This is a genomic window from Pseudomonas sp. NPDC077451, assembly GCF_044543345.1.
In the GTDB taxonomy this organism is placed as follows: Bacteria; Pseudomonadota; Gammaproteobacteria; order Pseudomonadales; family Pseudomonadaceae; genus Stutzerimonas.
The window spans coordinates 107,765-127,117 of sequence record NZ_JBITVX010000002.1 but is presented as its reverse complement, the minus strand read 5'-3'; the positions used below and the strand labels follow the sequence as shown (position 1 = coordinate 127,117).

Genomic DNA, 19,353 nt, shown 5'->3' with positions numbered 1-19,353 from the left:
ACATTCCAGTGGCATACGAGCGTTTCCCTTGCACGCCCCATCAACAAAACGGACTCAACCAAACGCGTGGATGAGGCTTCGCCGTCAGCCACCCTACGCTTTCAGTGCCTGGGCATGATGGCGAAGATGGTCATCGATAAAGGTGCTGATGAAGTAATAGCTGTGATCGTAGCCCGGCTGAATACGCAACGTCAGCGGATGATCCGCCGCGTTTGCAGCTGACCCAAGCGCTTCGGGCTTCAACTGATTGGCCATGAAATCATCCCGATCGCCCTGATCGACGAGTATCGGCAATTTCTCCTGCGCCTTGGATATCAGGGCACAGGCGTCCCATTCACGCCAGCGTGAGCGATCTTCTCCGAGATAATTGGAGAAGGCCTTCTCGCCCCATGGGCAATCAGCCGGATTGGCGATCGGCGCGAACGCCGACAGCGACTGATAGCGACCAGGGTTCTTCAACGCGCACACCAGCGCACCGTGGCCGCCCATCGAATGCCCACTGATGCCGCGCTTGTCGGATACGGGAAAGTTCGCCTCGATCAGCGCCGGCAGCTCATCGACCACGTAATCGTACATGCGGTAGTGCTGAGCCCAGGGTTCCTGGGTCGCGTTCAGGTAGAAACCTGCGCCAAGACCGAAGTCATAGGCAGCGTCCGGATCGTCCGGAACCTCGGAGCCGCGCGGGCTGGTATCTGGGGCGACGATAATTAAGCCGAGCTCCGCAGCAAGCCGATGCGCCCCTGCCTTCTGCATGAAGTTCTCGTCGGTACAGGTCAGACCGGACAACCAGTACAGCACCGGAAGCTTTTCGCCTTGTTCTGCCTGAGGCGGTAGATAAACCGCAAATACCATGTCGCAGTTCAAGCTACTTGAGCGGTGACGATAGCGCTTGTGCCAGCCACCGAAGCTCTTCTGGCAAGAAATGTTCTCGAGGCTCATGGGCCCTCCTGAGCCGGCCCGTAGCACTCGCACCATCGCAGGCGGAGCGCTGCGGCCCGACGTGCTGAATCAGTAGTGGATGACGGTTCGGATGCTCTTGCCTTCGTGCATCAGGTCGAATGCCTGATTGATTTCATCCAGCCCCATATTGTGAGTGATGAAGGTATCCAGCGGGATCTCGCCGGTCTGAGCCTTCTCCACATAGCCGGGCAGCTCGGTACGCCCTTTGACGCCACCGAAGGCGCTGCCACGCCAGACGCGGCCGGTTACCAACTGGAACGGACGGGTGCTGATTTCCTGACCGGCTCCAGCCACACCAATGATCACGGACTCGCCCCACCCCTTGTGTGCACACTCCAGCGCGGCGCGCATCAGCTGGACATTGCCGACGCATTCGAAGGAATAGTCCACGCCGCCGTCTGTCATCTCCACGATGACCTCCTGGATCGGCTTGTCATGATCCTTGGGGTTGACGAAGTCTGTCGCACCCAGCTCTTCGGCAATAGCGAACTTGGACGGGTTGATGTCGATCGCGATGATCCGGCTAGCCTTGGCCATCTTCGCCCCGATGATCGCAGCCAGGCCGATGCCACCGAGCCCGAAGATGGCCACGGTCGCGCCCTCTTCCACCTTGGCGGTATTGAGTACCGCGCCGATGCCGGTGGTGACGCCGCAGCCGAGCAGGCAGACCTTATCCAAGGGCGCTTCCTTGGGGATCTTCGCCACGGACACTTCAGGCAGCACCGTGTATTCGGAAAAGGTCGAGGTGCCCATGTAGTGATAAATCGGCTCGCCGTTGTAGGAGAAGCGTGTGGTGCCGTCTGGCATCAGCCCCTTGCCTTGCGTGGCGCGCACTGAGCTGCAGAGGTTGGTCTTGCCAGATTTGCAGAATTTGCACTGCCGGCATTCGGCCGTGTACAGCGGGATTACGTGATCGCCCACGGCAACCGAAGTGACGCCCTCGCCTACCGCCTCGACAATCCCGCCACCTTCATGGCCGAGGATGCAAGGGAATACACCTTCCGAATCTTCACCGGAGAGCGTGTACGCGTCGGTATGGCAGACGCCCGTCGCGACGATGCGCACCAACACTTCGCCAGCCTTGGGCGGCTCGACGTCCACTTCGACAATTTGCAGAGGCTGGTTCGGGGCAAACGCGACGGCGGCGCGGGACTTGATGGTCATGGCTGGCGGTACTCGTGGATGGAAAGTAATACGCAGTGTAGTTTCATCTATGGATAGGGTTAATAAGCTGTTCGTGGAAACATTATTGCTGGCCAGGGACAATCGAGACGCGCCGCTCTCGGCGAATCGCAAAAGGAACGCCTATGAATCGATGGGAAGGACTGGATGAATTCGTTGCCGTCGCTGAGTGCGGAAGCTTCATGCAGGCCGCAGGGCAACTGCGCGTGTCGTCATCTCACGTCAGCCGCCAAGTGGCACGCCTCGAGGAACGCCTTCAGGCACGGCTGCTCTATCGCACGACCCGCCGGGTTTCCCTGACCGAAGCCGGTCATACCTTTCTCTCGCGCTGCCAGCGCCTGATCGAGGAGCGTGATGAAGCCTTTCATGCAATCAGCGACTTGCATGCTGCGCCCACTGGCCTGCTGCGTATGACAGCTGCGGTCGCGTACGGTGAACGCTTCATCGTGCCGCTGGTGAACGAATTCATGGCGCAGCATCCGCAGCTGAGGGTCGATATCGAACTCTCCAATCGCACCCTTGATCTGGTCCAAGAAGGCTTCGACCTGGCCGTACGCCTGGGGCGGCTAAGCGAATCGCGGCTGGTCGCCACACGCATTGCCCCGCGCGCCATGTATCTATGCGCGGCGCCAAGCTATCTCGAGCGCTACGGCCGCCCGCATACCCTGTCCGAGCTATCGCGACACAATTGCCTGGTTGGCACTGGCGATACCTGGATGTTGCAGGTCGACGGCCGCGAGCAGCCGTTCAAGCCCTCGGGCAACTGGCGCTGTAACAGCGGGCAGGCGGTACTGGATGCTGCGCTTCGGGGCTTCGGTCTTTGCCAGCTACCGGACTATTACGTCCAAGAGCCACTACGCCGCGGCGAGCTGGTGTCCCTGCTGGAAACGCATCAGCCACCGAACACGGCCGTGTGGGCCGTCTATCCACAACGGCGTTATCCGCTACCGAAGGTCCGCCTGCTGATTCAAGCATTGAAGGACGGCCTCGCAACTCGTCCCGAATATCGGAACGAACGCGATTGAGTTACGACTGCGCCGCGCGTCCGACTGCCGACTTGAGGCGGAACCCGACTTAACCCACCACGTCGAAATTCTGAAGCCGGTGCCTCCGGCCCTCTGCTTGAGCGAGCCGGCCAATCAATCAGGAGGACATCATGCAGATTCTGGTGAACAGCAATCATAGCGTCGACGTGACCAGCAGCCTTGAGGAGCACGTGAAAGCGACGGTCGAGAGCGAACTGGAGCGCTTCGACGATCAGCTGACCCGAGTCGAAGTTCATCTCAACGACGAAAATAGCGGCAAAAGCGGCCCGCAGGATAAGCGCTGCCAGATGGAAGCGCGGGTCAAGGGACACGAACCTATTTCGACCAGCCACAAAGCGGACTCGCTGAATCTTGCCATTGACGGCTGTGCCGAAAAGCTCAGCCATGCCCTTGCCCATGCGCTAGACAAGAAACTCAACCACCACTGAATGCCGCCTGATGCGACCCGCTGAAGCGGGCCGATAGAGACCATGAGGAACTGAATCATCTGACCACGAGTGAGGCCGTACATGAACAGATTGCTCGATCGCGAAACCATGTCCCAGTTGCTGGCAAAACGCGAAGCGCCTTGCCTTTCGCTTTATCAGCCCACCCACCGCAGTTTTCCCGAGCGTCAACAAGACCCGATTCGCTTCAAGCACCTTGTCCGCGAGCTTGAAGACTCCCTCAAGCAACAAGGCCGTGGCGACCAGGCCAAAGCGCTGCTGAAGCCCTTCCACAATCTGATCGACGATCCCGATTTCTGGAATTCCAACCGCGATGGGCTTGCTGTATTTGCTGCCACGGATTACTTCGAGGTCTTCCGCCTGCAGCGCAGCGTTCCAGAGCTCGCCGTCGCCAATGACCGTATGCACCTCAAACCGCTGCTGCGTATCGCGCAGTCGGCCGACCGCTATCAGATATTGGCGATCACGCTGGACTCGGTTCGCCTGTTCGAAGGCAACCGCGACGGCGTTGACGAAGTTCGCTTGGGTGAAAGCGTTCCGAAAACCGTTGAAGAAGCGCTGGGCCGCGAGCTGACCGAGAAAGGTCAGACCGGCTTCCCGCAAGGCTACAGCCGCGCCAGCGAGCGTGGTGATCCGATGCAGGTGGAGAGCGGAGGCGCCGGGCGCCAGGAGGAAATAGATCGAGACCGAGAACGCTTCTTCCGCGAAGTGGATCGCGCGATTCTTGAGCATCACAGCCGCAAGTCGCGACTGCCGCTGATCCTCGCAGCACTTCCGGAGCACCAGTTCCACTTCCGCAAACTCAGCCACAACGAATTTCTACTGCCGGAAGGCATCGAGAACGATGCGTCGTTACTGAGTCATGACGAACTCCGCCAGAAGAGCTGGATGGTCATGCAGCCGCGCTACATCAAGCGACTGGAAGGCTTTATCAACCAGTACGGCGAGTCGCGAGGCCAGGGACTCGCGACCGATCAGCTTGAGCAGATCGGCCAGGCCACACTTGAAGGTCGTGTAGCGACCCTGCTGGTCGAGGCGGAGCGTCGAATCCCGGGGGTGGTCGACAAGGAGCAAGGCAAGGCAGTTGCGGTGGAAGATGACTCAGCCACGACACCCGACCTGCTCGATGAATTGACCATATGGACATTGGAACAAGGCGGGGAGGTGATTGCTGTGCCTACCGAACGCATGCCGACCGAAAGCGGCGCTGCTGCGATCTACCGCTATTGATCGCAACCGCCTTGCCTCCGCTATGCGGGATGAATCGGCGCTCTGCATAGTGGACTGAACAGCGCTGGGCTCAAGATTTCCAGCGCTGTTCCAACCACTGAAGATCCTCGGGTCGGGTAATCTTGAGGTTGTCAGCACGCCCTTCGACTAGACGCGGGTGGTGCCCCGCCCATTCAAGCGCGGACGCTTCGTCAGTTACGGCAACTCCACTGCCGAGGGCATCCGCTAACGCCTCACGCAACGATCCAAGCCGGAACATCTGTGGCGTGAACGCTTGCCAGATGACGCTACGATCCACCGTCTCCTGAACGCGCCCATCCGCATCAGCACGCTTGAGCGTATCGCGAGCTGGAACAGCGAGCAGCCCACCGACAGGATCGTCCGCGAGCGTCTCCAACAAATGATTTAGATCTGTGACTGCCAGGTTGGGCCTAGCGGCGTCGTGCACCAGCACCCAGTCGCCGTCTGAGGCGCCTAACCGGGTCAGCTCTCGCAGCCCACCCAGGACCGAGTCGGCTCGCTCACTGCCGCCATCGGCACGGTGAACACGTGGATCTGTCGAGCAAGCGAGATCGGGCCAATAGGCGTCATCGCCCGCTACGCACACAACCAGCCCCTTGAGCTGAGGATGGCCTAGAAAGCAATCCAGGGTGTGCTCAAGGATGGTCTTTCCTGCCAACTGAAGGTATTGCTTGGGCCGATCGGCTCGCATGCGACTGCCAATGCCGGCAGCCGGAATCACGACCCAGAACAGCGGAAGATGGGCTGCACTCATTCGGTGAGCTGAAAGAGAGTCTCGCCCTCTTTGACCATGCCCAACTCATTCCGCGCACGCTCTTCTACAGTTTCCATGCCTTGCTTGAGCTCCTTGACCTCGGCTTCGAGAATCCGGTTTCGCTCAAGCAATCGCTGGTTCTCGCCCTGCTGCTCGGCGATCTGCTTGTTCAATCCACTCACCTGGGCGAGGCTGCCCTCGCCCACCCACAGGCGATACTGCAAGCCACCCAGCAGCAAAATCAGGACAACAAACAACCAGTAGGGACTGCGTATGGAAGGCATGGATCGAATTCGATTGGGTTCCAGTGGCACTGTATAAGCGGCGGTCAGCAACATGGTCCGGCTTTCCTTTGCTGGCTAGCGCATCGCCGTGCGGCGACCTTAACAGCGCTGACCGTTATCCACAAAAAAAGGGCGACTAACGCCGCCCCTTTCTAGCATGCTTGGGTTTAGCCGCGGAACTCGGCACGGCCCTTGTAAGCTGCTTTTCCGCCGAGCTGCTCTTCAATACGAAGCAGTTGATTGTACTTGGACACGCGGTCCGAACGGCACAGCGAACCTGTCTTGATCTGACCGGCAGCCGTTCCCACAGCGAGGTCGGCGATGGTGCTGTCTTCGGTTTCGCCGGAGCGGTGCGAGATCACCGCCGTGTAACCAGCGGCCTTGGCCATCTGAATGGCTTCCAGGGTTTCGGTCAGCGAGCCAATCTGGTTGAACTTGATCAGGATCGAGTTACCGATGCCCTTCTCAATGCCTTCCTTAAGGATCTTGGTGTTGGTCACGAACAGATCGTCGCCAACCAACTGAACCTTGTCGCCGAGTTTGTCAGTCAGCACCTTCCAGCCAGCCCAGTCGGACTCGTCCATACCGTCTTCGATGGAGATGATCGGGTAGCGCTCGGCCAGGCCAGCCAAGTAGTCGGCAAAACCAGCGGCGTCGAAGACCTTGCCTTCGCCGGCCAGATCGTACTTGCCATTCTCGAAGAATTCGCTGGAGGCGCAATCGAGCGCCAGGGTCACGTCGTCACCAAGCTTGTAACCGGCGTTAGCCACTGCCTCGGCGATAGCGGCCAGCGCGTCTTCGTTGGATGCCAGGTTCGGTGCAAAACCACCTTCATCACCGACAGAAGTGCTCAGACCACGAGCCTTCAGCACGGCTTTGAGGTGATGGAAAATTTCGGCACCCATGCGCAGGGCATCAGCGAACGTCTTGGCACCGACCGGCTGCACCATGAATTCCTGGATATCGACGTTGTTGTCGGCATGCTCGCCGCCGTTGATGATGTTCATCATCGGAACCGGCATGGAGTACTGGCCAGGCGTGCCATTGAGGTTGGCAATGTGAGCGTAGAGCGGCAGATCCTGATCTTGCGCGGCAGCTTTGGCGGCAGCGAGAGATACCGCAAGAATCGCGTTGGCACCCAGTGACGCTTTGTTCTCGGTTCCGTCCAGCTCGATCATGGCGCGGTCCAGCGCCTTTTGATCGAGCGGATCCTTGCCCAGTAGCAAATCCCGGATCGGGCCATTGATATTGCTGACAGCCTTCAGCACACCCTTGCCCATGTAACGGCTCTTGTCGCCATCGCGCAGTTCCAGCGCCTCGCGGGACCCAGTGGAAGCACCGGACGGCGCACAGGCGCTGCCGGTAATGCCGTTATCCAGGATAACGTCCGCTTCAACAGTGGGATTGCCACGGGAGTCGAGAACCTCACGCCCTTTGATGTCGACGATCTTTGCCATTTTTATTAACACTCCGTAGATAGCTTCAAGGCTTCAAGCTGTTTCGATTGGCGCAAAATTCTTGATCAGATCATCCAGCTGCTTGAGCTGGGTGAGGAAGGGTTCGAGCTTGTCCAGACGCAGCGCACAGGGTCCGTCGCACTTGGCATTTTCCGGATCCGGATGGGCCTCAAGGAACAATCCGGCTAGGCCCTGGCTGAGGCCGGCCTTGGCAAGATCCGTGACCTGGGCACGACGACCACCAGCCGAGTCGGCGCGGCCACCCGGCATCTGCAGCGCATGTGTGACATCGAAGATCACCGGATATTGCATCCGCTTCATGATGTCGAAGCCGAGCATGTCGACGACCAGGTTGTTGTAGCCAAACGAGGAGCCGCGTTCGCAGAGAATCAGTTGATCATTGCCGGCTTCTTCACACTTGGTGAGGATGTGCTTCATTTCCTGCGGCGCAAGAAACTGGGCTTTCTTGATATTGATCACCGCACCGGTCTTCGCCATCGCAACCACCAGGTCGGTCTGGCGCGACAGGAAGGCAGGTAGCTGAATGATGTCGCACACTTCGGCCACCGGCTGTGCCTGGTGCGGCTCATGCACATCAGTGATCACTGGGACGCCGAAGGTCTTCTTCACTTCTTCAAAGATCCGCATCCCCTCTTCCAGGCCAGGGCCACGGAAAGAGTTGATCGAGGAACGATTAGCCTTGTCGAAACTGGCCTTGAAGATATACGGGATACCGAGCTTCTCGGTGACCTTCACATAGGTTTCGCAGATCTGCAGTGCGAGATCCCGGGACTCCAGTACGTTCATCCCGCCGAACAGCACGAACGGCTTGTCGTTGGCGATCTCGATACTGCCGACGCGAATGGTCTTCTGGCTCATGCCTTGCCCGCCTTGTAGTCCAGCGCCGCCTTGACGAAGCCGCTGAACAGCGGATGCCCGTCGCGAGGGGTGGAGGTGAATTCAGGGTGGAACTGGCAGGCTACGAACCAGGGATGATCCGGCGCCTCGACCACTTCGACCAGCGCACCGTCACCGGACCGACCGGTGATCTTCAAGCCGGCGGCCTGCAGTTGCGGCAGCAGATTATTGTTTACCTCGTAGCGATGACGATGGCGCTCGATGATGCGCTCCTTGCCGTAGCAGGCGAACACATTGGAGCCCGGCTCAAGGCCGCATTCCTGCGCGCCCAAACGCATGGTGCCGCCCAGATCAGACGCGTCGTTGCGGGTTTCTACAGCGCCAGTGGCGTCTTCCCACTCGGTGATAAGACCAACGACCGGATGGGTGCTGTCCTTGTCGAATTCGGTGGAGTTGGCGTCGGACCAGCCCAGCACATCACGGGCGAACTCGATCACTGCGACCTGCATGCCGAGGCAGATACCCAGGTAGGGAATCTTGTTCTCGCGGGCATATTTGACGGTGGCAATCTTGCCTTCCACGCCACGCAGACCGAAACCACCCGGAACCAGAATCGCATCCATGCCTTCCAACAAGCTGGTGCCCTGGTTTTCGATGTCTTCGGAATCAATGTAGCGAAGATTCACTTTGGTACGGCTCTGGATGCCAGCGTGGCTCATTGCCTCGATCAGAGATTTGTACGCATCCAGAAGTTCCATGTATTTGCCGACCATGGCGATGGTGACTTCCTTCTCCGGGTTCAGCTTGGCATCAACAACCCGGTCCCATTCGGAGAGATCGGCACCGCCACATTCCAGGCCGAAACGTTCGACTACGAAGTCATCCAGGCCCTGCGCGTGTAGCACACCGGGAATCTTGTAGATGGTGTCGACGTCTTCCAGGCTGATGACCGCACGCTCTTCAACGTTGGTGAACAGCGCAATCTTGCGGCGTGAAGAGATGTCGATCGGGTGATCGGAGCGGCAAACCAGCACATCCGGTTGCAGACCGATCGAGCGCAGCTCCTTGACCGAATGCTGGGTCGGCTTGGTCTTGGTTTCACCAGCCGTGGCGATATAAGGCACCAGCGTCAAGTGCATGAGCATCGCGCGCTTGGCGCCCACTTCGACACGCAGCTGGCGGATCGCTTCAAGGAAGGGTTGCGACTCGATGTCACCGACGGTGCCGCCAACCTCTACCAGCGCGACGTCGGCATCGCCTGCGCCCTTGATGATGCGGCGCTTGATCTCGTCAGTGATGTGCGGAATGACCTGAATGGTCGCGCCCAGGTAATCACCACGGCGTTCGCGACGCAGTACGTCTTCATAGACGCGGCCGGTGGTGAAGTTGTTGCTCTTGGTCATTGTGGTGCGGATGAACCGCTCGTAATGCCCAAGGTCGAGGTCGGTCTCGGCGCCGTCATGGGTGACGAACACCTCACCGTGCTGGAACGGGCTCATGGTGCCCGGATCCACGTTGATGTAAGGGTCCAGCTTGAGCATCGTGACCTTCAGGCCCCGCGCCTCCAGGATGGCCGCCAATGAAGCCGAGGCGATGCCTTTCCCCAATGAAGAAACAACACCACCCGTGACGAAGATGTAGCGCGTCATGAAAAACCCTAGAAGTCTGCGTTAAGCGGTCAGCGCCGCCGGGGAAAAGCGAAGGTGCCATCGCGCCAAAGGCGGCAATAGCGGAACTGCCACGGTTTTCGAAGAAAGCCGCAGAAGCTGTATTGGGACGGGAGCGTAGTCTACTTGAAAGACCCTATCAGCTCAAACCTGGCGTCGGCCGGCGGCGTCCACTGAAGCGACAGGGCTTGCGTATCGAACTGCGGCAGATTGGCTACCGCAACAAGCTCACCTTCTCGAAAGAGCAACGGTAGACGTGAGCGCACGAAACCTGGCACGCCGGCCTCGTTGAGCAGCCGTTTGAGATCACGGCGACCACGGCCGGGAATATTCAGCGACTCGCCGCCCTGACGATAGCGTATTTGCAGCCCGCCCCGTCCATCATGGCCGGTCAAGCGCAGCAGGCCGTTTCCCGGCAACTGCAGATCGATGTTCGGCTGCAGCCAGTCGACCGCCCCTTCCGCCGTGACCAGCCAGGGTCCCGAAAGCCACCAAACGCAACCATCGCCTTTGTGTAGTTCGCCAGAGGCCAAGCGCCATACAGGCGCGGCATCCGGGGCAGCATTGCGCAACGCATCCCAGCCAGCCCAATGATCGCTGTCAGGAAGCGCTGTTAAATCAGCCAGCCAGTGGCGCAGCGCATTGCGCTGCCGGGCGGGACTGAGCGACTCCAGTGACGACAAGGAGAGCCTCGGCATCGGTAACCACTGATACCGAGACTGAGTGCGGGCTTCGCGCAGATCAAGCTCGGCCAGCTCATCCAGCAAATGCTGCGCCTCGCCTAGATGGGCTGCGGTGCGCGCGATGTTGTCAGCAGCTCGCGGCCAGCGCTGCTGAAGCACCGGTATGACCCGGTGACGAAGGTAATTTCGCGCATGGTTGGTGCACGCGTTGCTTGGGTCCTCAACCCAAGTGAGCCCCTGCTCGCGGGCATAGGCTTCCAATTCGTAGCGCCCGACATTCAGCAAGGGCCGAACCAGCCAACCTTCACCCAGCGCGCGCACCGCAGGCATGCTGGCAAGCCCGCGCACTCCCGCACCGCGTAGCAAACGAAACAACAGCGTCTCAGCCTGATCGTCCCGGTGCTGGCCAGTGAATAGCACGTCGGCAGTATTAAGGTACTCACTGAAGGCCGCATAGCGCGCAGCTCGGGCGGCGCTTTCTAGGCTCGGACCAGCCTCGACCTGCACGCGCACTACTTCGAGAGGCACGCCATTGGCCGCGCACACCTCACGGCAATGCGCCGGCCAGTTGTCCGCCGCCGCCTGCAGACCGTGATGAACATGAATCGCGCTGATTGGCGGCACTGCATGACGCTGCGCCAGTTGCACGAGCGCATGCAACAGTACGGTCGAATCCAGACCGCCTGAAAAGCCGACCAACCAGCGTCGCGCGGCAAGCCACGGGCGCAGTGCATCGAGCAGACGGGATTCGAGTGGCATAAATAGATGGTTTCTCCAGAACGGCTGGCAAGCATAAGCCAGAGTGACGCTGGACTACAGCCACGTGCGGCGCGCTAGCGAGGTAGTTCGAGCACCACGCCTTCCAGCCCGAGCACGCCACCGTTTTCCGAATAGATGCCGCTGCCACGTTCAAGCACGGGCTTGTGTCGGCCGTCGGCACACAGCAGCCGGTACTTGAAAGCGAAAGGCCCTCGCTCGACGAGCCCGGCCTGCACTTCGGCCCAGACGCGGTCACGGTCTTCGACATGAATCAGGCTGTCAAAGGTGAGGCTGCGGCTGTTGACGAGGCGCTCTGCCGGGTAACCGGTTAGTTCGAGGCAGCCGGCGCTGACGTACTCCATGCTCCAGTGTCGATTGTTGCGGCAGCGGTAGACCATCATCGGCAGTCCATCGAGCAAGTTGCTCAGGCTTCGGTGACTGGCCTGCATATAGTGGCGCCACTGCATCTGTCCGCTGACATCGGCAAGACTGACGATGAAGCCATCCGCGAGCCGCCGCAGACGTGCTTCGACCCGGCGCGACTCGCCCGTGCGGATCAGGCAGCGCAGCAGCAGCAGCTCGGTATTTAGCGGCGCCATGCCGCGCATTCGCTGCATCGCCAACGCCCAGGTCTCCCGCTCTGCAGGGTGTAGAAAGTCGCCCTTCGGCGACCAGCACGTGGTCGAACCTGGGATCGATCTGCACCGGCACGCCCTTGAAGTTGGGCAGCGGGCTGCTGGCGTGGGCGCGCAGGCTCAGGCCCATGACGCCTGTGAAAAAGCTCAGCGCCGCCAGGCTCAGGCCGCCCTTGAGCACGTTACGCCGCGCCGGGTCGACCAGTTGCTCAAGGGCCGGGTTGGCGCTGGGGTTGATCGACTGGTCGTCGTGGGCCTCAAGGCTGGCGCCGAATTGGCTGTGGTCGTGGCTCATCGGTGGCTCTCGCTGCTTATCGGTTGGCTGGCGGCGTGGTTTATTCGATGCGATAGGTAAAGGTGTTCTTCACATTGGGCACGGCGACGGCGCGGCCGTAGATTTCCGGCAGTTGGTAGCGGAAATTTTTACTGGCGATCAATGACGGATTGACGGCACTCGCCGGCCACCTGAGGATCTTCCATCCGGCCCAGAGCATTGCTGGTCGGCGAGGATATACGCCACGCTTGGCGATGATCTGCTCGGTGCTCTGCCTCGCAGGGTGGGCTTCAGCCCACCGTTTGCACCTCGCGCAATGTCCATCACAAGGTAGTCGCACGGCAATGGCCGTTTGACTGGTGGGCTCAAGCCCACCCTACCGGCTGGCGGCAGGATTCGGGGGCGCGTTCATATGCGAGGGGGTGTCAGCTTTAGCTGCGGCCTCTGCCGCCGACTACCAGAAGAAGCCCACCAGCGAGGATGGCTCCGATGCCTGCCCAGAGTGGGATATTGACCGTCTCCTTCTCCCGGACGGAGAGTTCGATCGGGCCAAGTTTCACAGCCGTTGTGTCTTTGGTGTAGCTGAAGCCGCCGTAAGCGAGGCCAAGCGCACCAACGACAATAAGAGCGACTGCAACGAGTTTGATAGCGTTCAAGGATGGACCTTCAAGAGTGAGTCTCGTCCGCACGTGCTAGCGGCGCAGGCACGTCAGAGCGGGAGACATTGAAGCACAGTCGAAAAGAAAACCGGAACAGCCCTCGCCGTCCCGGTCCTAAATCCGATTTCGCCCAAATCAGAAAGACTTTTTCAGCGCTGTCCCACCGCCGTTGAAAACAACTTCAAACTGACCATGCTGGCGACGATCAGGCTCGGGCAGGCGATGCGGGCATCACGATGGTTTCGGTGGGCTGAAGCGGAGCGCCGCCCGGTTTTGTGCAGCTAACCCAGATCTTCGATGTCGTAGGGCTGGATCGGCTTGAAACGCGAGGAGCGGTCGAGGCCGAAACGGGCATCGAAAGTCGCGAAGGTTGCCGCCGGATCAACGGCATGCAGGCGCTCGAAGTCGATGCGCTGCCACTGCGCGCGGTCGATGATGGCCGATATCACATACTCGTCGTATGGATGACCGGTTGCCTGGTCGATGCGCTGGATGTATCCGGAAACCAGCAGCCGTTCGATGGCCGGCAGCGCCGCAAACACTTCCCCGGCAACCCGAAACAGACTGGCAAACGCCAGGGCGACGAAGTCGCGGCGGCATTGGGCGTCCGAGCGTTTCTTCATCGCAAGTTTGCCCGTCGTGCGAACCTCGGCCGAGACGCGTGGCGTCTCGTCTTCGTCCGGCAGGTCGACGTCCACGGCGATGCGCTGTTGTCATGACTGAAGAGGTAGGCCACCTGCGTCTGCTTGGGCCAGGCGATGCCGCTCAACACAAAATCCAGCGCGGCTTCCATGTGCGCGCTATAGCCTTTGGCGGCAAGTCGAAAGGCCTTGTCGACCTCGGCGCGTTCCTTCTCGTGGGCGTCTCGCTCCGCCTGCCAGGCAGCCAGTTCCAGGTCATGCCGGGCCAGTGCGGCGGCGTAGTCCTGCTCTATCTCGCCGGCTCGGAAAAGCAGCTTGTCCATGAGCGACAGCGCTTCGCGCGTGGGTGGCTGTGGCGCTGGCGCTGGCGCTGGCGAATCGAACGCGGGCAGGCAGATGGGTGCCGAGGTCGGGGACGGCGTAGCGAGGTGAACGCCCAGACAGGCCGCAAGGTCCCGGTTGATCTTCTCGGCCGCCCGGTTGAGCACCTCGGTGACCACGTTCGCCCGCTGCGCCTTGATGCGCCTGACCACCGCCGCCGGCAGCTCGTGCCCGGCCGCATCGGTGAAACGCAGCACCCCGCCGGAATCCACCTCGAAGTTGACCGGGCCGGAAAGCTCGCTGGCGGGCCGGCCCGTTGAGGGGCTGTCCAGCCGCTCCCGCTAGGAAAGCCCGGTGCCCGGCAAACCCAGATTGAGGGACGTGCCGCGCTTGCCGGCTGTCACGCTCAGCCCACGCGGCCCGAACGAGGCACTGACACCACTTTTGCTGATATTCAGCCGAATGCCGGGTGCGAGGGTGATGCGCTTTTGAAATCGAAATCCCTTGAGACTTCCTGTCGTTGTGTGAGGCTGTCGCGGCAGGAATGATAGGGGAAGTTTGCGGTTCAGGTGCGATGGGCGCCTATCTTCAGAATCGGCCGTGTAGGGTGGGCCGGGCGGCGCTCCGCTTCAGCCCACCAACAAGCAGCGGACGCAGAGCGTCCCAGGCGGCATTTCCACGCGGAGCGTGGGAACGATCAACCTAGGTCGGTTCACGCCTTACCGACCCGACATGCAAAGCCCACCCCGCGCCTCAATGCCCCACCGGTGAAAACAGTTTCAAACCCACCACGCCGGCGACGATCAGGCTCAGGCAGGCGACGCGGGCGATGTTGGCGGGTTCGCCGAAGAAGGCGATGCCGCAGATCGCGGTGCCCACCGCGCCCATGCCGACCCACACGGCGTAGGCGGTACCAGTGGGCAGCGTGCGTGTGGCGATGGCCAGCAGCCACAGGCTGAGGGCGATGAAGAAGGCGCAATAAAGGGTCGGCCATAGCCGGGTGAAGCCGTCGGTCTTGGGAATCACCGCCGCGTAGCAAATCTCGCTGAGCCCGGCCATCAGCAGGAACCACCAGCCGCCGCCTGAACCACTGAACATAGGGTGCGCTCCCTTGAAATAAATCGGCAGCGCAAGGCTGCGCCGCCGTTGGTGTTGCAGAAAAGTCTCAGCCCTTGGCGATGCGTTTTTTCTTCTCCGGGTCATCGAAGGGCATGCTGTGGGCGATGGCGCTGGCGATGGCGATGGCGATGGCGATGGCGTCGAGGCTGCCTTGCACCTGTAACGCGCAACCCTGCTCGGCGTAGGGCACATCCAGGCGGGCGATAGCCATGGATTTACCGGTCAGGCGCGAGTACATGGCGCAGGTGATCACCCCGACCTGCTTGCCGTCCGCCCACAGGCTGTCGCCTTCGGCGGCGGTCTGATCGCCGTCGAGCAGCACGCCGAAAATCTTGAAGCGCTCGCGACCTTTTAGTCGCGCGTGCTCGGTGCCACCGCGGAATTCGCCCTTGGTCGGAGACACGGTGAAATCCAGGCCCAGCTCCCACAGGGTGTCACCGGCCGGCTGGTCGGCGAAGGGATACTTCTCCGAGTTGTCGTAGGGGAAGAACAAGAAGCAGCTTTCCACCCGCAGCCAGTCGAGCGTCGTGAAGGCGCAGGGGATGATGCCCAGCGTTTTTCCCTTTTCCAGGATGCTGTCCCAGATCACCGGCGCATCGGCCGCCTTGCAGAAGATCTGCCGCGGTCGGCCGCCCGGCAATGATCGACGCCAGCTGGATCAAGCCCGGGGCCTTGCGCTGCACCGTCGGGGTCAACAGCGAAGCGCGCCCAGTTGAGCGAGCCGCTGAGGACCGGCTGCTGCTCGATCAACAGCACCCGGGCGCCGGCGTTGGCGGCATCCAGCGCTGCCTGCAACCCCGCGGGGCCGGCTCCGATCACAGCGACATCGACAAAGAGGAAGGCCTTGTCGTGGTATTCCGGACGAAACTGGAGGTCCAGCACACCGAGGCCGGCCTAGATACGGTCGACGCCGCTGGTGGTAGCGGTGACATAGAAGTGGTTGTCTGCAAAGCGCGCACAGACGCCGTCGTCGATTACCACGCCTTGCTCATCGGTCATCAGAGCGTAACGCGAGCGCCCCACCGGCTGCTTGAAGAAGGCGAAGGTGTAGAGTCGGTTGAGAAATTCGGCGGCATCCGCGCCGCGCACGTCGAGGCCACCGAGGGTGGATACATCAATCAGGCCGTGATCATCAGCCAGGACACCGACGGCATGACGCATCCGGCCGAGATCGACATGGGGTGGGCAATCGCCCGCAGCAAGCCGTTCTTTGTCGGCAAGCGTTCACTGGAGATCCTTGAGGCGCAGCCGCCCAAGCGCAAGCTGGTGGGCTTCACCCTGCCGGCGGTCGCCAGCAAGCCGCTGGAGGGCCATCTGGTGCTGCGCGGTGCGGACATCGGCGGCAACGTCACCTCTTGCGAGTATTCGCAGACCCTCGGACAGATCATCGGGCTCGCCTATGCTGGCGCCGACCAGAGCACGCCGGGATCGCAGATTCCGATCCGTGTGGAAGGTGGCGAAGTCGTTCACGCCACGGTAGTCACGCTGCCCTTCTTCGATCCCGATACCCAGCGTCAGGAGCTATGATCATGGTCAACCTGCAAGCAGAGCCGTTCAGCGAGCGCAGCCCACTGTATCGCAAGCACGCCGGCGCCCAGCTGCGCCAGCTCGGCGAAACCACCGTGGTCGCGTGCTACAGCGGCAACGACGAACGGGCGCAGCGGCAACGCTGCGGCCTGATCGACCTGTGCAACCTGGCGCGCGCGGGCTTTCGTGGCAGCGATGCCGCCGCTTACCTCCGCGCCCGTGGCTACCAGCTGCCCGAGCGGCCGAACCAGGCCATAGCGCAGCCGGACGGCGGCCTGGTCGCGCGCCTTTCAAAGACTGAATACCTCTTGCTGGGCAGCCTGGGTGATGCCGGGGTGCGGGTCGCGCAGGAAGAAACCGACTGGCAGCTCAGCGACCAGGCCAACTACCTGCTGCCGCGCCAGGATAGTCATGCCTGGCTGCTGCTCACCGGCGCCCATGTCAGCGAGGTGATGGCCAAACTCTGTGGCGTGGATCTGCGGCCGCAGGCGTTCGCACCAGGCTCGGTGGCACAAACCTCGGCGGCACGGATCAGCGTGATCGTTATCAATGCGCCGATAGCCGAACTGCCGGCCCTGCATATTCTCTGCGACCGCGCCTCGGCGAGCTATTTCTGGGACGCCCTGCTCGATGCGATGGCCGAATTCGGTGGTCAGCCGGTGGGCATCGATTCACTGCTCAAACCATGAACACCAGCGAGCCGGCAGAGCGGGAGAACGATTACCGCGTTCCCGCCCTGCAACGGGGGCTATGCATCCTGCAGATGTTCGGTGCCAGCCAGCGCACCCTGGCGATGGCGGAAATAGCCGAGCGCCTGGGTTTGAGCGTTTCGGCGATCTACCGAATCGTCCATACGCTGATTGAGATGGGCTATCTTCGCAATGTCGCCAAGAACACCTACGAGCTGGGCCCACAGGTGGTTTCCGACGGCTTCAGCTACCTGGCCAGCCGCGACCTGGTGGACATCGCCCTGCCGCACCTCAACGGCCTGCGCGACCGGACCTCGCTGTCCTGCCATCTGACTATTCGCGAGCACACCGACAGCCTCTACATCTATCGAGCCTTCGCCGCTCAGCGGCTGTCAGTGAACATTCCGATCGGCACCCGGATTCCATGCCATTGCAGCGCCATGGGCCGCGTCCTGCTGACCGCGCTGCCAGAGGAGGCGCTCGAAAACTTGTACCGGCACGCTCGCCTGGACGATTACCCGCCGCCGGCACCGAAGACGCTACCGGAGCTGCAGCAACTGATCCACGAGGGCCGCGAGCGTGGCTGGGTGCGGCACCGCTCCGACTATTCCACGGCGATCGCCTGCGGCATTCGCAATCACCTTGGCGAGGTGGTCGCGGCCATCAACCTGTCCGGGCCGGAAGCCGTCATGGACGACCCGCAGGCCAAGAACGCTTTCGCCAGCAGGTGCGACTCAGCGCCGACTTGATCTCCCAAGAGCTAGGGGCAACATGAAAGATCAAGCCGCTGCGCTCGCCTGCGCATAGTATGCGGGTGCTCCCAAGGCGCCCGCTCCGAAGCCTGCGATGAAGCCGAAATATCCGCTTTTTTGTGCGGCAGCCGGCGCACCCCATGGTTTTCATACGGCACAAAAGCAAACGCCCCGAACTTCATTCGGGGCGTTTGCTTTGCCTGCTGCCGATACCGGCCCGTTTCACACGGCCGGTAGAGAAAGGCACTGCATGACCGACGCGCGGTGCAGCGCCATCGTCCGCTATCAGGCGATGCCGTAGCTCATCAGGCGCTCGTAACGCCGCTTCAGCAAGGCTTCGGTGTCGAACCCCTTGAGCATTTCGAGCTGGGTGGTGAGCTCCTCGCGCAGCGAGGCGGCAGTAACGGCCGGGTTGCGATGGGCACCGCCCAGCGGCTCGGAGATCACCTTGTCGACAATCCCCAGGTTCTTCAGCCGCTCGGCAGTCACACCCATGGCCTCGGCAGCTTCCGGCGCCTTGTCAGCGGTGCGCCACAGAATCGAGGCACAACCTTCCGGCGAAATGACCGCATAGGTCGAATACTGCAACATGTTCAATTGATCGCAGACACCAATGGCCAGCGCACCGCCGGAACCACCCTCCCCGATCACAGTGGCGATGATGGGTGTCTTCAACCGCGCCATGACGCGCAGGTTCCAGGCGATCGCTTCGCTCTGGTTGCGCTCTTCAGCGTCGATACCGGGATAGGCGCCCGGCGTATCAATGAAGGTCAGGATCGGCATCTTGAATCGCTCAGCCATCTCCATCAGACGGCAAGCTTTGCGATAGCCTTCGGGACGCGGCATGCCGAAGTTACGGCGGACCTTTTCGCGGACTTCACGACCCTTCTGGTGGCCGATGATCATCACCGGTTCGCCGTTCAGTCGAGCCGTCCCGCCAACGATCGCAGCGTCATCGGAGAAATGGCGGTCGCCATGCAGCTCTTCGAATTCCGTAAACAGATGGTTGATGTAATCCAGCGTGTAGGGGCGCTGTGGGTGTCGAGCCAGGCGAGCGATCTGCCAACTGGTGAGATTGCCGAAGATGCTCTCGGTGAGCGACTCGCTCTTGTCCTGCAGGCGGGCAATCTCATCGCCAATGTTCAGCGAGTTGTCGTTACCAACCAGGCGCAATTCTTCGATCTTGGCTTGCAGGTCGGCGATCGGCTGTTCGAAATCGAGAAAATTCGGGTTCATAGGCATCCGTCATGCGTCGACGGCCAGGCGGCCGGGAGCTGTTCCGTTTTTTGCGCCCTACCTTACGGGACGGACGCATTCAGGTCGAACAAAATGTTCGCAAACATGACCCGATCCAGGACCGGGCCGGTTCAGGACGTCGAATGGGTCTCG

Annotated in this window: 22 protein-coding genes and 4 pseudogenes; 7 read left to right on the top strand and 19 right to left on the bottom strand. The window is 61.1% G+C overall.

Going from position 1 to position 19,353, the window contains the following annotated elements; genetic code table 11:
• Positions 1 to 93: 93 nt before the first annotated feature.
• Positions 94 to 939, bottom strand: coding sequence for an S-formylglutathione hydrolase (fghA, locus tag ACIGHL_RS04280; protein ID WP_128119457.1), 846 nt, complete (start codon positions 937 to 939; stop codon positions 94 to 96).
• Positions 940 to 1,008: 69 nt separating this feature from the next.
• The gene (locus ACIGHL_RS04275) at positions 1,009 to 2,124 is read right to left on the bottom strand and encodes an S-(hydroxymethyl)glutathione dehydrogenase/class III alcohol dehydrogenase (protein WP_128119458.1); all 1,116 of its coding nucleotides are present in this window, start codon (positions 2,122 to 2,124) and stop codon (positions 1,009 to 1,011) included.
• Positions 2,125 to 2,267: 143 nt separating this feature from the next.
• Here ACIGHL_RS04275 and ACIGHL_RS04270 point away from each other — a divergent pair, with 143 nt between their 5' ends.
• From ACIGHL_RS04270 to ACIGHL_RS04260, 3 genes and pseudogenes are all read left to right on the top strand, one after another.
• Complete coding sequence (locus tag ACIGHL_RS04270) at positions 2,268 to 3,167, top strand: LysR family transcriptional regulator (protein WP_128119459.1); 900 nt, start codon at positions 2,268 to 2,270, stop codon at positions 3,165 to 3,167.
• 131 nt (positions 3,168 to 3,298) lie between these two features.
• Positions 3,299 to 3,598: pseudogene (gene hpf, locus ACIGHL_RS04265) on the top strand (ribosome hibernation-promoting factor, HPF/YfiA family); the annotation flags it as partial.
• Positions 3,599 to 3,697: 99 nt separating this feature from the next.
• Positions 3,698 to 4,864 (top strand): baeRF3 domain-containing protein, encoded by a 1,167-nt coding sequence (locus ACIGHL_RS04260; protein WP_128119460.1) that lies wholly within the window; start codon positions 3,698 to 3,700, stop codon positions 4,862 to 4,864.
• A gap of 70 nt (positions 4,865 to 4,934) precedes the next feature.
• Here ACIGHL_RS04260 and ispD read toward each other — a convergent pair whose 3' ends face one another.
• From ispD to ACIGHL_RS04225, 7 genes are all read right to left on the bottom strand, one after another.
• Positions 4,935 to 5,639, bottom strand: coding sequence for a 2-C-methyl-D-erythritol 4-phosphate cytidylyltransferase (gene ispD / locus ACIGHL_RS04255; RefSeq protein ID WP_128119461.1), 705 nt, complete (start codon positions 5,637 to 5,639; stop codon positions 4,935 to 4,937).
• Complete coding sequence (gene ftsB / locus ACIGHL_RS04250) at positions 5,636 to 5,923, bottom strand: cell division protein FtsB (protein ID WP_181689968.1); 288 nt, start codon at positions 5,921 to 5,923, stop codon at positions 5,636 to 5,638. The genes ispD and ftsB overlap by 4 nt, the downstream gene beginning before the upstream one ends.
• Positions 5,924 to 6,090: 167 nt before the next feature.
• Positions 6,091 to 7,380, bottom strand: a complete 1,290-nt coding sequence (eno, locus tag ACIGHL_RS04245) for a phosphopyruvate hydratase (RefSeq protein ID WP_046162024.1) — start codon at positions 7,378 to 7,380, stop codon at positions 6,091 to 6,093.
• A 33-nt stretch (positions 7,381 to 7,413) separates the two neighbouring features.
• A complete protein-coding gene (gene kdsA / locus ACIGHL_RS04240) occupies positions 7,414 to 8,259 on the bottom strand; it encodes a 3-deoxy-8-phosphooctulonate synthase (RefSeq protein WP_102834878.1) in 846 nt (281 codons plus the stop codon).
• The gene (gene pyrG, locus ACIGHL_RS04235; RefSeq protein WP_128119462.1) at positions 8,256 to 9,887 is read right to left on the bottom strand and encodes a CTP synthase; all 1,632 of its coding nucleotides are present in this window, start codon (positions 9,885 to 9,887) and stop codon (positions 8,256 to 8,258) included. Before pyrG ends, kdsA begins: the two co-directional genes overlap by 4 nt.
• 140 nt (positions 9,888 to 10,027) lie before the next feature.
• A complete protein-coding gene (tilS, locus tag ACIGHL_RS04230; RefSeq protein WP_216706885.1) occupies positions 10,028 to 11,347 on the bottom strand; it encodes a tRNA lysidine(34) synthetase TilS in 1,320 nt (439 codons plus the stop codon).
• Between the two features lie 74 nt (positions 11,348 to 11,421).
• On the bottom strand, positions 11,422 to 11,946 hold the full coding sequence (locus ACIGHL_RS04225; RefSeq protein ID WP_181689962.1) for a PAS domain-containing protein: 525 nt from the start codon (positions 11,944 to 11,946) through the stop codon (positions 11,422 to 11,424).
• On the opposite strand from ACIGHL_RS04225, the gene ACIGHL_RS04220 reads away from it, so the two are divergent.
• Positions 11,945 to 12,337 carry a hypothetical protein gene (locus ACIGHL_RS04220; RefSeq protein ID WP_128119464.1) on the top strand — a complete coding sequence of 131 codons (393 nt, stop codon included), beginning with the start codon at positions 11,945 to 11,947 and terminating at the stop codon, positions 12,335 to 12,337. The genes ACIGHL_RS04225 and ACIGHL_RS04220 overlap by 2 nt on opposite strands.
• On the opposite strand, the gene ACIGHL_RS04215 is transcribed toward ACIGHL_RS04220, so the two are convergent.
• The 9 genes and pseudogenes from ACIGHL_RS04215 to ACIGHL_RS04175 all read right to left on the bottom strand — a co-directional run.
• Entirely contained in the window at positions 12,318 to 12,476 is a 159-nt protein-coding gene (locus ACIGHL_RS04215; RefSeq protein ID WP_181689963.1) for a hypothetical protein, read from the bottom strand. The genes ACIGHL_RS04220 and ACIGHL_RS04215 overlap by 20 nt on opposite strands.
• A 211-nt stretch (positions 12,477 to 12,687) precedes the next feature.
• Positions 12,688 to 12,912 (bottom strand): hypothetical protein, encoded by a 225-nt coding sequence (locus ACIGHL_RS04210; protein WP_128119465.1) that lies wholly within the window; start codon positions 12,910 to 12,912, stop codon positions 12,688 to 12,690.
• A gap of 284 nt (positions 12,913 to 13,196) precedes the next feature.
• Positions 13,197 to 13,538: a hypothetical protein gene (locus ACIGHL_RS04205; protein WP_241509025.1), complete on the bottom strand. Its 342-nt coding sequence runs from the start codon at positions 13,536 to 13,538 to the stop codon at positions 13,197 to 13,199.
• Positions 13,535 to 14,134, bottom strand: coding sequence for a hypothetical protein (locus tag ACIGHL_RS04200; protein WP_241509026.1), 600 nt, complete (start codon positions 14,132 to 14,134; stop codon positions 13,535 to 13,537). The genes ACIGHL_RS04205 and ACIGHL_RS04200 overlap by 4 nt, the downstream gene beginning before the upstream one ends.
• Positions 14,135 to 14,218: 84 nt before the next feature.
• The gene (locus ACIGHL_RS04195; RefSeq protein WP_241509048.1) at positions 14,219 to 14,329 is read right to left on the bottom strand and encodes a DUF4236 domain-containing protein; all 111 of its coding nucleotides are present in this window, start codon (positions 14,327 to 14,329) and stop codon (positions 14,219 to 14,221) included.
• 301 nt (positions 14,330 to 14,630) lie between these two features.
• On the bottom strand, positions 14,631 to 14,975 hold the full coding sequence (locus tag ACIGHL_RS04190) for a DMT family transporter (RefSeq protein WP_128119466.1): 345 nt from the start codon (positions 14,973 to 14,975) through the stop codon (positions 14,631 to 14,633).
• Between the two features lie 67 nt (positions 14,976 to 15,042).
• Positions 15,043 to 15,624: pseudogene (locus ACIGHL_RS04185) on the bottom strand (glycine cleavage T C-terminal barrel domain-containing protein); the annotation flags it as partial.
• Complete coding sequence (locus tag ACIGHL_RS04180) at positions 15,582 to 15,815, bottom strand: FAD-binding protein (RefSeq protein WP_500137053.1); 234 nt, start codon at positions 15,813 to 15,815, stop codon at positions 15,582 to 15,584. The pseudogene ACIGHL_RS04185 and the gene ACIGHL_RS04180, both read right to left, overlap by 43 nt.
• A 78-nt stretch (positions 15,816 to 15,893) precedes the next feature.
• Positions 15,894 to 16,121, bottom strand: a pseudogene (locus tag ACIGHL_RS04175) (hypothetical protein); the annotation flags it as partial.
• Here ACIGHL_RS04175 and ACIGHL_RS04170 point away from each other — a divergent pair.
• The 3 genes and pseudogenes from ACIGHL_RS04170 to ACIGHL_RS04160 form a co-directional block, all read left to right on the top strand.
• Positions 16,122 to 16,523, top strand: a pseudogene (locus ACIGHL_RS04170) (glycine cleavage T C-terminal barrel domain-containing protein); the annotation flags it as partial.
• A gap of 2 nt (positions 16,524 to 16,525) precedes the next feature.
• The gene (locus ACIGHL_RS04165; protein ID WP_128119467.1) at positions 16,526 to 17,212 is read left to right on the top strand and encodes a sarcosine oxidase subunit gamma; all 687 of its coding nucleotides are present in this window, start codon (positions 16,526 to 16,528) and stop codon (positions 17,210 to 17,212) included.
• A complete protein-coding gene (locus ACIGHL_RS04160) occupies positions 17,209 to 17,961 on the top strand; it encodes an IclR family transcriptional regulator (protein WP_216706886.1) in 753 nt (250 codons plus the stop codon). The genes ACIGHL_RS04165 and ACIGHL_RS04160 overlap by 4 nt, the downstream gene beginning before the upstream one ends.
• A 288-nt stretch (positions 17,962 to 18,249) precedes the next feature.
• On the opposite strand, the gene ACIGHL_RS04155 is transcribed toward ACIGHL_RS04160, so the two are convergent.
• Positions 18,250 to 19,200 carry an acetyl-CoA carboxylase carboxyltransferase subunit alpha gene (locus ACIGHL_RS04155; RefSeq protein ID WP_127838755.1) on the bottom strand — a complete coding sequence of 317 codons (951 nt, stop codon included), beginning with the start codon at positions 19,198 to 19,200 and terminating at the stop codon, positions 18,250 to 18,252.
• Positions 19,201 to 19,353 lie beyond the last annotated feature (153 nt).

Coding starts and splice junctions, on each gene's coding strand:
- kdsA (WP_102834878.1), bottom strand. CDS start 8,259: ATGAGCCAGAAGACCATTCGCGTCGGCAGTATCGAGATCGCCAACGAC.
- ACIGHL_RS04270 (WP_128119459.1), top strand. CDS start 2,268: ATGAATCGATGGGAAGGACTGGATGAATTCGTTGCCGTCGCTGAGTGC.
- ACIGHL_RS04260 (WP_128119460.1), top strand. CDS start 3,698: ATGAACAGATTGCTCGATCGCGAAACCATGTCCCAGTTGCTGGCAAAA.
- ACIGHL_RS04205 (WP_241509025.1), bottom strand. CDS start 13,538: ATGAAGAAACGCTCGGACGCCCAATGCCGCCGCGACTTCGTCGCCCTG.
- ACIGHL_RS04160 (WP_216706886.1), top strand. CDS start 17,209: ATGAACACCAGCGAGCCGGCAGAGCGGGAGAACGATTACCGCGTTCCC.
- tilS (WP_216706885.1), bottom strand. CDS start 11,347: ATGCCACTCGAATCCCGTCTGCTCGATGCACTGCGCCCGTGGCTTGCC.
- ACIGHL_RS04165 (WP_128119467.1), top strand. CDS start 16,526: ATGGTCAACCTGCAAGCAGAGCCGTTCAGCGAGCGCAGCCCACTGTAT.
- eno (WP_046162024.1), bottom strand. CDS start 7,380: ATGGCAAAGATCGTCGACATCAAAGGGCGTGAGGTTCTCGACTCCCGT.
- fghA (WP_128119457.1), bottom strand. CDS start 939: ATGAGCCTCGAGAACATTTCTTGCCAGAAGAGCTTCGGTGGCTGGCAC.
- pyrG (WP_128119462.1), bottom strand. CDS start 9,887: ATGACGCGCTACATCTTCGTCACGGGTGGTGTTGTTTCTTCATTGGGG.
- ispD (WP_128119461.1), bottom strand. CDS start 5,639: ATGAGTGCAGCCCATCTTCCGCTGTTCTGGGTCGTGATTCCGGCTGCC.
- ACIGHL_RS04275 (WP_128119458.1), bottom strand. CDS start 2,124: ATGACCATCAAGTCCCGCGCCGCCGTCGCGTTTGCCCCGAACCAGCCT.
- ACIGHL_RS04190 (WP_128119466.1), bottom strand. CDS start 14,975: ATGTTCAGTGGTTCAGGCGGCGGCTGGTGGTTCCTGCTGATGGCCGGG.
- ftsB (WP_181689968.1), bottom strand. CDS start 5,923: ATGCCTTCCATACGCAGTCCCTACTGGTTGTTTGTTGTCCTGATTTTG.
- ACIGHL_RS04225 (WP_181689962.1), bottom strand. CDS start 11,946: ATGGCGCCGCTAAATACCGAGCTGCTGCTGCTGCGCTGCCTGATCCGC.
- ACIGHL_RS04220 (WP_128119464.1), top strand. CDS start 11,945: ATGCCGCGCATTCGCTGCATCGCCAACGCCCAGGTCTCCCGCTCTGCA.
- ACIGHL_RS04155 (WP_127838755.1), bottom strand. CDS start 19,200: ATGAACCCGAATTTTCTCGATTTCGAACAGCCGATCGCCGACCTGCAA.
- ACIGHL_RS04215 (WP_181689963.1), bottom strand. CDS start 12,476: ATGCTCTGGGCCGGATGGAAGATCCTCAGGTGGCCGGCGAGTGCCGTC.